Source organism: Kitasatospora sp. NPDC008115, from assembly GCF_042957205.1.
Taxonomy (GTDB): Bacteria; Actinomycetota; Actinomycetes; order Streptomycetales; family Streptomycetaceae; genus Kitasatospora.
This window is the reverse complement of record NZ_JBIBHU010000026.1, coordinates 112654-122764: the sequence shown is the minus strand read 5'-3', so window position 1 is coordinate 122764 and position 10111 is coordinate 112654. Positions and strand designations below refer to the sequence as shown.

8 protein-coding genes are annotated in these 10111 nt (G+C 71.2%); 2 read left to right on the top strand and 6 right to left on the bottom strand.

Annotation, left to right across the window (positions count from 1 at the left end; genetic code table 11):
* A partial coding sequence (locus tag ACFZBX_RS28710; RefSeq protein WP_391536702.1) for a beta-ketoacyl synthase N-terminal-like domain-containing protein occupies positions 1-863 on the bottom strand: 863 nt, incomplete at its 3' end.
* A gap of 713 nt (positions 864-1576) precedes the next feature.
* Between ACFZBX_RS28710 and ACFZBX_RS28705 the strand changes: the two genes are divergently transcribed.
* A complete protein-coding gene (locus ACFZBX_RS28705; RefSeq protein ID WP_391536701.1) occupies positions 1577-4333 on the top strand; it encodes an AAA family ATPase in 2757 nt (918 codons plus the stop codon).
* Positions 4334-4410: 77 nt separating this feature from the next.
* Here ACFZBX_RS28705 and ACFZBX_RS28700 read toward each other — a convergent pair whose 3' ends face one another.
* Positions 4411-4845 (bottom strand): cold-shock protein, encoded by a 435-nt coding sequence (locus tag ACFZBX_RS28700; RefSeq protein ID WP_391536700.1) that lies wholly within the window; start codon positions 4843-4845, stop codon positions 4411-4413.
* A gap of 247 nt (positions 4846-5092) precedes the next feature.
* On the opposite strand from ACFZBX_RS28700, the gene ACFZBX_RS28695 reads away from it, so the two are divergent.
* Positions 5093-5542: an HD domain-containing protein gene (locus ACFZBX_RS28695; protein ID WP_391536703.1), complete on the top strand. Its 450-nt coding sequence runs from the start codon at positions 5093-5095 to the stop codon at positions 5540-5542.
* Between the two features lie 13 nt (positions 5543-5555).
* Here the strand turns inward: ACFZBX_RS28695 and ACFZBX_RS28690 are convergent, their stop codons facing one another.
* The 4 genes from ACFZBX_RS28690 to ACFZBX_RS28675 all read right to left on the bottom strand — a co-directional run bounded on the left by ACFZBX_RS28690 (position 5556) and on the right by ACFZBX_RS28675 (position 9773).
* Positions 5556-6848, bottom strand: coding sequence for a sulfatase (locus ACFZBX_RS28690; RefSeq protein WP_391536699.1), 1293 nt, complete (start codon positions 6846-6848; stop codon positions 5556-5558).
* Position 6849: 1 nt separating this feature from the next.
* The gene (locus ACFZBX_RS28685) at positions 6850-7875 is read right to left on the bottom strand and encodes a hydroxyacid dehydrogenase (protein ID WP_391536698.1); all 1026 of its coding nucleotides are present in this window, start codon (positions 7873-7875) and stop codon (positions 6850-6852) included.
* A gap of 63 nt (positions 7876-7938) precedes the next feature.
* The gene (locus tag ACFZBX_RS28680; RefSeq protein WP_391536697.1) at positions 7939-9159 is read right to left on the bottom strand and encodes an ROK family transcriptional regulator; all 1221 of its coding nucleotides are present in this window, start codon (positions 9157-9159) and stop codon (positions 7939-7941) included.
* Between the two features lie 224 nt (positions 9160-9383).
* Complete coding sequence (locus ACFZBX_RS28675) at positions 9384-9773, bottom strand: transglycosylase SLT domain-containing protein (protein ID WP_380759067.1); 390 nt, start codon at positions 9771-9773, stop codon at positions 9384-9386.
* Between the last annotated feature and the right edge of the window lie 338 nt (positions 9774-10111).

The window sequence follows — 10111 nt, the reverse complement described above, 5'->3', positions numbered from 1 at the left end:
ACGGGGTGGTTGTTGCGCTGGGCGTCGGAGAGCCGTTCGACGAGGATGACGCCGGCGCCTTCCGACCAGCCCGTGCCGTCGGCCTCCGCGGAGAACGACTTGCACCGCCCGTCCGCTGCGAGACCGTTCTGGCGCGACGATTCGGTGAACGTGGTGGGCGTGCCCATGACGGTGACGCCGCCGGCCATGGCGAGGTCGCACTCGCGGTTGCGCAGGGCCTGGACGGCCAGGTGCAGGGCGACCAGTGACGACGAGCAGGCGGTGTCGATGGTCACCGCCGGGCCCTCCAGGCCCAGCGTGTAGGCGACCCGGCCGGAGAGCACGCTCCCCGCCATCCCGGTGCTGAGGTAGCCTCCCACCTCCGGTGGCAGCGTGGCCGGGTCTCCGACGTAGTCGTGGTACATGATTCCCGCGAAGACACCGGTCCGGCTTCCCCGGACGGAGTGCGGGTCGATGCCGGCGCGCTCGAACACCTCCCACGAGGTTTCCAGCAGCAGCCGCTGCTGCGGGTCCATCGCCAGCGCCTCGCGCGGGGAGATGCCGAAGAACTCGGCGTCGAAACCGCCCGCGTCGTAGAGGAAGCCGCCCTCCATGGTGGTGGAACCCTCGGACCCGGGGCCGTAGAGCCGCTCCAGGTCCCAGCCCCGGTTGTCCGGCATCGCCGAGATCGCGTCCCGGCCCTCCAGGACCAGCCGCCACAGCTCGTCGGGGGTCGTCACCCCACCCGGGTAGCGGCAGGCCATGCCCACGATCGCGATCGGCTCGGTATCCCCTGCCTCCAGCTTCTTGATACGGCGGTGCGCCAGACGGAGGTCAGCGGTCATCCGCCGCAGGTAGTCAACGAGCTGAGATTCGTCCGTCATTTCTTACCCCGCTGAGAGAGAGCAAAGGATACGTAAGTTCGAGTAAATCGGGAAAGGCGAACGAGCCGGACGGGAATCCCTGCCCGGAGGTTCTTTCCGGCGAATGCGGTCATTTGAGTCGGAAGCTCATGCACACGGAACGCGGCCACGGCAGCCCGGCATCGGTCGTGCCTGCCGGACGGGCATGCCCGGGATTGCGGAAGAACGAAAGCGCCGGCCGAGGACATACGAATTCATGGCATGGTAACGAATGGTCAATCCCCACAGCCACCCCTAACGTTCGGGCGGAACCCCCTAAGTAGCGAGGGGGCATCCCGTAGCGGAATCAGCACCCCCGCGTAGCGGGCTCCGGCCGACGGTCGCTCGAAATGAATGTCCGAGAGTTCCGGACTTTGCAAGGTGACGTTGGTCACACCGATATTTTGGCCATTCGGGCATTTTGTCGGCCCGGCCCGCAGGATGCCCCGCGCGGAGACTGCGCAGGTTGCGAGCGGGTGCGGCCCGGGTGAGAACGCGAGTATTCGGCCACCGCAACCCTTGGTGGTCGATCAATTGCTTACGGTAATCAACATAGGGCTGTTTGACCCCGAGTGCCGGGAGGTATACTCGCCATCGACTCGAATCCTTGGAGATCATTCCTTCCGGTGAGTCAAATTCCTATTGCATGGGAATTCTGATCAACTGGATTCGTATCAAACTTAGGGGGAGCTTTGGTGCTGATCGACCGGGACGTGGAGCTGGGACTGCTTGAATCGGCCTTCGCCGAATGTGCGGCCGGGGAGTCCAGGGTGGTGATGATCGAGGCCGCTTTCGGGTGTGGCAAGAGCGAAATTCTGGAAATATTTGTCGAGCAATTGTCGAAGGCCGATGCAATTGTTCTGCAAGCCAACTCATCCTCGCTGGAGAGTGCCGACCAACTTGGTGTGGTGCGCCAACTCCTGGGAGGCGGACAGGTTTCTGCTGAATTTACCAACAGATTCCAAGGCCTTTTGAAAGAGGCTACTCGCGGCGAGGCGATGCAGGAGTTCTTCGCGATACTGCAGGAGCTCTCCGCCGTTGCACCGGTGGTGATCGCGGTCGACGATCTGCAATACACCGACCGGGATTCACTGCTCTTCCTGCTCCATGCGGCCCGCCGGGGCCGTGCGGCCCGGGTGATGATGATCTTCACCGAGTCGCCGGTCGGCGCACTCTGCGACCCGGTCTACAGCACCGAACTGCTGCGTCAGCCGAACCTGCGGCGCATCCAGTTGAAGGGGCTCACCCGCAAGGGCATCGCGACGCTCCTGGAGCAGGACGAGAGCATCGTCGCCGACGGTCGGCTCGTGGACGGCCTGCTCACGGCCACGGGCGGGAACCCGCTGCTGGTGCGGGCGTTGATGGAGGACTACCGCGCGCTGTCGCGCCGGGAGCAGCAGGAGCCCGAGTGCCGGCTCGCCGCGGGCGGCGCGTTCGGCCGGGCGGTCCTGGCCTGTCTCTACCGGGGTGGTGCGGAGGCCCTCTCGGTGGCGCAGGGCCTGGCGGTGCTGGGGAGTGCGGACGGCGGAGGGATCATCGCCCGGCTGCTCGGCATCACCGAGACGGCGGTGGAGCAGGAAGTGCGGGCCCTGAACGCCGCGGGGATCGTCGACGGCTACTCGTACCGGCACCCGATGGCCAGGACCGCGGTACTGGAGGACCTGGAGCAGTCGGTCCGGGTCGAACTGCACCTCCGGGCCGCATCGCTCCTCTACTCCGAGAGCGCGACCACCACCGCCGTGGCCGCGCACCTGAGGGGCGCCGACCAGGTCCGCTTCCCGTGGGGCATCGCCGTTCTGCAGGACGCGGCGGAGCAGGCGCTCGCCGACGGGAACGTGAAGTGCGCGTCGTCCTGCCTGGAGCTCGCGCACGCGATGAGCAGCGACGGCCAGCAGCGGATCGAGATCAAGCTGAGGCTGGCCGACGTCATGCGCCGGGCCAACCTCTCCGGAGCGGAGCTCCACCTCAGGGAGTTGATCTGCGCCCTGGGCGACGACCTCCTCTCGGTGCCCCACCTCGCGCCGCTCGCCAGGTTGCTCTACGCGCACGGGTGGATCGACGACGCGCGCAAGGTGCTCGACCGGCTGGAGCAGCTGACCACGGCGGAGGTCCGCGCCGAGGTCGAGGTCCGGTTCATCGGGCCGTGGCTGCCCGCGAACGCCGCCGCCCTCCGGTCGGTGCCCGCCGGGCAGCCGGGGACGCGACCCAAGTCGGCGCCGATCCAGCCGAAGCCGTCCTCCGGCCGGCTGCTCGGGCTCGAAGCCGCCGTGGGCCGACTGGTGGGGCGTCGGCGTCCGGACAGGATCGCCCAGCTGGAGGAACTGTTGCAGGGCTCGCCGCTGACCGATTCGACACTCGATCCGATCGTGAGTGCGCTTCGGACGATGCTCCACCGCGGCAGGATCGACATGGCGGGCCGGTGGTGCGACCTGTTCCTCAAGGAATCGGCCACCAGGAATGCGCCGGGATGGGAGGCGGTGTTCTCCTGCGTCCGCGCGGAGATCTCCCTCCTCCGGGGCGACCTGGCGGGCGCGGAGGAATTCGCCTCCAGGTCGCTGCGTTACATACCGCAGAAGTACGGGACTTCTTTTTCGGGTGCGCCCATCGGAATTCTTGTGATGGTGTACACGAACATGGGGAAGTACGGTGAGGCGGCTCGCCAGCTCGACGGGCCGGTGACCGACGCCCTGTTCAGGAGCGCTCACTGGCTGGGGTACCGCAGGGCGCAGGGGCGCTACTTCCTCGCCACCAACCGCTTCGACGTCGCCTTGGGCGAGTTCCTCGCGGTGGGGCGGTTGGCGGAGCACTGGGGTGTCGACAACCCGGCCGCGATGCCCTGGCGGGCGGATGCCGCCGAGGCGCTGATCGCACTCGGGGACCGGGAGGGTGCCGAGGGCCTCATCGCCGAGCACCTCGCGAAGACGCCGCACGACGCGTGGCGCAGCCGCGGTGTCGCGTTGCGACTCAAGGCGTCCCTGGCCGCGATCGACGAGCGGCCGGCGATCCTCACCCAGGCGCTGGACGAACTCCAGTTGTCGGGTGACAAGTTGGAGTTGGCCAGGACCCTGTTCGACCTGGGGTCGCTCCACCACTCCAGGGGCGAGTCGGGCCGGGCCAGCATGCTGCTGCGTCAGGCCCAGCACGTGGCGCAGGAGTGCGGTGGCCGGCCGCTGGCCGTCACCGGCACCAGGCCCGGTGCGCAGGAGGCGCGGTTCGAGGAGACCGCCGAGGCCGGCGCCTCCGACGGGGCGCTCAGCGAGTCGGAGCGGCGGGTCGCCTGGTTGGCCGCGCGGGGCGACACCAACCGGGAGATCTCGTCGAAGCTCTGCATCACCGTGAGCACGGTCGAGCAGCACCTCACCCGGGTCTACCGGAAGCTCGACATCGCGGGGCGGCAGGAGCTGCCGACCGGTATCCAGATGAGCGGCCTGCAGTTCGCCGCGGCGCAGTGACGGAAGGCCGAGGGCCGGCCGCCGGGGAATCGGCGGCCGGCCCTCGGTGCCGGCCCGTGCGGTGGTTCATCGCGCGTTCAGGACTCGATCCAGCCGTGGGTGCGGGACAGTTCGATCACGCGGGCGCGCACCTCTGTCAGCTGGGCCCCGGTCAGTGTCGGAACGGTCCGGAGCAGGGATTCGGTCAGCTCGTGCTGGAACTCGTCGGCCGACAGCACATCGCACAGTCCGTCCTCGGAATCGGGTCCCGTCCGTGCCTTGGCGGGCGCCGGCGGGGTCGACGGGACCGCCGCGGGCCGCGCGTCATCGACGATGCGGACGTCGGACGCCTTGGGACCGCGATCGCCCATTTCCGACCTGAACGAGACCCGGATGCCCGGCTGGATCATGTACTTTTCGCTGAGCAGGTCGTTCGCGTGCATGAAGATGTCTTCGCTGCCGTCGTCGGGGGCGATGAATCCGTAGCCGCGAACGTCGTCGAACCGCAGGACTTTTCCCTTTTCCAACATCATGACCGCAAACCTCGCAACCTTATGAAGCCCAACCAATGTGCGGGTGCAAATCGCGCTTGAAGGCTAACAGGGGCGCGAGCGGGCTGTAAAGATTGCGGATGGCGGCCTACCGGAATTCCGGTGGAATTCAACCGGGATCCGACAGGCGCCGTCCGAGGCATTCCGTCCTCCGGTGCCCGGGCTCCACGAACGCGAACCCGTGGAGCGGGCCGAGCAGTTCGGCGACTCCGGCATCTACCATGGCCGGGTGGACTATCTGAGCCTGGTCGAGGTCGAGCGGATCGCCCGGAGTGCGCACGCGGGGCAGACCGACAAGAACGGCCGTCCCTATGCCGAGCACCTGGCGGCGGTCGCCCGTGGGGTGGCGGAGCGTGGCGGCAGTGAGGAGCAGATCGCGGCGGGGTGGCTGCACGACGCCATCGAGGACGACGTGCTGAGCCGCGAGTGGCTGGCCGGTGCGGGCCTCAGTGCCACCACCAAGGCCATCGTGGACGCGCTCACCAAGCGGCCCGGCGAGGCGTTGGAGGAGTACACCGCGCGCATCCTCGCCACCCCCGGGGCCCTCGTCGTCAAGCGGGCCGACCTCGCGCACAACTCCGACCCGGTCCGGCTGGCGAGCCTGGACCCGGCCACCGCCGAACGCCTCGCCGCCAAGTACCGCCGGACCCGCGAACTGCTCGGCATCGCCGCCGATTGAGGCCGAGGGTGCGTCAGTTGTCGATGGCGGCCGGTACGAAGCGGGCGAACGGGTCGCCGGAGCGGGCGCAGTGGTCGGCGAGCATCCCACGGAACCGGTCGAGCAGGGACGAATGCCGGGCGTCCACCGCGAGGTTGACCATCTCGCCGGGATCGTCGTCGAGGTCGAACAGCTGCTCGCGGTGGTCGCCCCAGGCGTAGCAGACGTACTTGTGCCGCTCGTCCCGGATCATCCGGCCGAGGGCGTTGTTGAACCCGGGCAGCTCCCAGCGGGTCTCCACCACCACGCTCTCGCGCGGCCGCGGCGCGCGCACGCTCCGCCCCGGCAGGCCGGGCGGCGTGGGCAGGCCGGCGAGGTCGCAGAGGGTGGGCAGCAGGTCGGGGCCGGTCGACACCAGCCGGTCGCTGACCTCGCCCGCCGCGCTGCCGGGCCCGCTGACCAGGAACGGCACCCGAACCGACTCCTCGAACAGCGCCCACTTCTGGTTCCACCCGTGCGCGCCGGCGCCGTCGCCGTGGTCGGAGGTGAACACCACGACGGTGTCCCGCCCGGTCCAGCGCCGGTGCTCGCGCAGTCCGTCCAGCACGGTGCCGAGGTTCGCGTCCACCCGTTCGACCAGCGCGTAGTACGCCTGCCGGTAGCGCCGCCAGTCGTCCTCGCGCCACTCGGCGGTGGGGTGGGTGTGCGCCCAGGCCCGCTGCGCGAGCCGGGGGAGGCGTGCCTCGTAAGGTGCGGGCGGGAAGTTGGCGGGCAGCGGCGGGCACTGCGCGACGGGCGGCGGGGCGGGCAGCGGGCCGGTCCTCGGGTCCTGGCCGCGCGCCCACTCGCAGATGCCGTGCGGCTCCAGGAAGGAGAGCATCAGCAGGAACGGGCGCGGGCGCGGGCGGTGCAGGAAGGTGGCGGCGGCGCGGGCGAGTCCGGCGTCGTCCCCGGCCGGGTGGATGACGCGGAAGCCGCGGTCCTGGGGCGGGTCGAGTTCGGGCAGGTGCCACTTGCCGCCGTAGGCGCAGTCGTAGCCGGCCTCGGCGAACACCCGGCCCAGCAGGGGGTCGGGGGCGGTCCCGTCCCGGCCCGTGGCCTCGTTGCCGGTGATGCCCAGGGCGCTGGGCGGTTGCCCGGTGAGCAGGCTGGCCCGGGACGGCGCGCAGAGCGGCTGGGCGCAGTACGCGTTCCGGTAGCGGGTGCCGGCGGCGGCCAGCGCGTCCATGTGCGGGGTGTGGAGGTGCGGGTTCCCGGCGGCGCTCATCGCGTCGGCGGTCTGCTGGTCCGTCAGGATGACCAGGACATCGGGGTGCCGGTCGGTCACGTCAGGCCATCCGTTCGTAGGCGCGGCGGTCGAGGGCCCAGCGGAGCGGTTCGCCGAGTGTCCAGCGCTCGAACTCTCCCACCACCAGGTCGCCGAGGCGTCGCCGTTCCAGCGCCTGGCTGCCGGCCAGGTGCGGGGTGACCACGACGTTCGGCAGAGTGAACAACGGCGAGCCGGGCAGCGGTGGTTCAGGGTCGGTGACGTCCAGCACGGCGAACAGGTCGGGCCGTTCGGCGAGCACGTCGAGCAGGGCCGGCTCGTCCAGGACGGCGCCGCGCGCGGTGTTGAGGAGGGTGGCGCCGGGCTTCATCGAGGCGAGCAGGCGCCGGCCGACCAGCCCCCGGGTCTCGGGGACGAGCGGGGTGTGCACGCTCACCACGTCGGCGGTGGCGAAGAGTTCGTCCAGCCCGACGGCGCGCACCCCCGGCGGCGGTTCGGCGTACGGGTCGTGCGCGACGACCCGCAGGTCGTAGGCGCGCAGCCGCTCGCAGACCAGCCGCCCGGTCTCGCCGAGCGACAGCACGCCGACGGTGGCGCCGTACGCCCCGGGTGCCCGGCCGACCCGCACGGGCGCGCGGGCGGCGCGGGCGGCGAGCACGTGGCGCCAGCCGTCCTTGAGCGCGTAGACGATCTGCGCGACGGCGAACTCGGCGACCGGTACGGCGTTGGCGTGGGCGGCGGTGACGATCGGGATGCCGGCGGCCCAGAACTCCTCGGTGACGATCCGGCGCACCGACCCGGCCGCGTAGAGCACCAGGGCCAGCCGGGGCATCCGCTCCAACGCCGCCGCGTCGAGCACGGGCCCGCCCCAGCCGGTGCACAGCACCTCGATGTCGCGCAGGGCGTCCGGAGCGTCGGCGAGCCGTTCGGGGGACCAGACGCCGCCGGGGGCGGCCGGGTCCTCGACGGGTTCCGCCCGTGCCAGCACCCGGGCGCGTGCCTCGGGGCCGTAGACGTCGGGGAACCGGGCCGGGTCCATGGCGAAGGCGGCCGCGAACATCCGGGTCTCCTTTGGTCGAGTGGCCACGAGGAGTTTCTATCACACTGAGAAATAGTGGGCCGAGGGCATGGCCGGAGGGAGCCGGGCGGCTCAGTGCGTGATGAAGGTGGCCCCGTCGGTGAGCCGGACGGCGGCCGCGGCCGCGCCCACCAGTTCCGTGGTCGTCGAGTGCACCACCACCAGCCGCGGCAGCACCGGCACCCGCCCCTGCAGCCGGGACTCGATCGCGGGCAGCATCTCGCCGCCGCTCTCCCAGAGCAACCGCCCGCCCAGCGCGACCAGTTCGGGGCCGAGCACACTGGTGAGGTTGGCCACCAGCAGGGCCAGGTCGTCGGTGAACTCGTCCACCAGCCGCACCGCCGCCGGCACGCCCTCCCGGGCCAGCCGGAACAGTTCGGCGACCCGCTCGGCCGACGTCCCCGAGACGGTCAGCCCGGCCTCGGCGATCCGCCGGTCCACGGCGTGGTCGCCGATCCGCGCCTGGGTGTCGCCGGTGCGGCCCAGCGGCCGGTCCAGCGTCCGGCGGTCGCCCATCAGGTACCCCAGCGCGCCCGCCGAGCCCAGCCGGCCCCGGTGCAGCCGCCCGCCCAGCACGATTCCGGCGCCCACCTCGATGCCGACCACCACCGCGGCGAGATCGCCCACCCCGGCGGCCTCCTCGCTCTGCTGCACGGCCAGCGCGACCAGGTCCACATTGCTCTCGACCGCCACCGGGATGCCCAGCCGCTCCTGGAGCAGCGCGCGCAGCCGCAGCCCGGGCCAGTCCAGCGCCGGGGCGAACTCCACCAGCCCGGTGCGGTCCCGCACCACCCCCGGCACCCCGAGCACCAGCGCGCGCGGCGCGCCCGCGTGCCGGGCGGCCCACGTCCGCAGCCCGTCGACCAGCGCCAGCAGCGGTCCGGTGAGGTCCTCGGCGGACGGCTCGCGGTCGCGCTCGGGCCCCAGGCCCGCCGCCCAGTGGTGCTCGGCCTCGTGCAGCACGGTGCCGTGCAGGTCGGCGACCACCCCGACGATCCGGCGCGGGCGCAGCGCCACCGCGAGCACCGTCTGCGCCCCGGCGTTGTACCGGATCAGCTGCGGCGGCCGCCCGCCGCTGGACGGCGCGCGCTCGGCCTCCACCAGCACCAGCCCCGCCGCCCGCAGCACCTCGACCAGCCGGTGCACGGTGGCCGTCGACAGGCCGCTCTCGGCCGCCAGCCGCTGCCGGGACAGCGACCCGTGCCGGCGCAGCACCTCCAGCAGCACGGTCTGGTTGACCTGCGCCACGGTCTGCGTGGTGGCGGTCGCCGGGGTGCGCGGGGACTTGGGCACCGGGTGCTCCTCGGTCGGGGCCGGGCGGGACTTCGTCTCGGACCGAATATATCGGAGCGTCCGGTGCCGCGACCGGCCCGGGAACGCCCGAAGGCCCGGCCGCGCGGATCGCGCGCGGCCGGGCCATGGGTCACCCCGGTGGTCCCTGTCCGACCCCGGGGTGAGGGGGGACAGATGGTCCGGAAGCCGATGTACCTGCTACTGGGTGCCTACCGGTGGTCGGCTTAGTACCAGTGGTGGGTCTGCCAGAACGCCCAGGCGTTGTTCGGGCTGCCGTAGCGGTCGTTCATGTAGTCCAGCGCCCAGCGGATCTGGGTGGTCGGGTTGGTCTTCCAGTCGGCGCCGTGCGTCGCCATCTTCGAACCCGGCAGCGCCTGGGCCAGGCCGTACGCGCCCGAGGACGGGTTGACCGCGGTCACGTTCCAGCTGGACTCGTGGGCGATGATCTGGTTGAACGAGGAGAGCTGGTTCGCCGGCACGATCTGCGCGGCGATGGCCTGCGGCGTCGCGGCGGAGGCGGTGGCGGGCACCAGGCCGGCACCGAGGGCGGTCACGGCGGCGGCGCCGGCGAGAACGGCGGCGGAGGTACGCATACGAAGCTTGAAAGCGGGCATGAAGAACAAGACCTCAATCAGGTTGGGCCGGCGTTCGCCCCGCCCGGACCGTGGCCGGACAGGGGCCGAAACGGTCGCGGGGCGTGCGCCGGACAGTCGTGTGAAGAGCCGCACTCCGGTGGGACAGGTACCGGGTGCGGCCGGCGACGAGACCAATTGTTGCCAGACGGGTTTGCCCGCTGCCAAGACCCCTCCGCTACGACGCCCGGTCGTAGCGATCGCGCGCGCCGTCGATTCGAAGGACCCTTGGCTCGCCCCCTGACCTGCGGCGACTCCACCCCCGCCCCGGTATCGGCCCGAGCACTACCGCCCGTCGTGCCGAGGGATTCCTTGTGAGC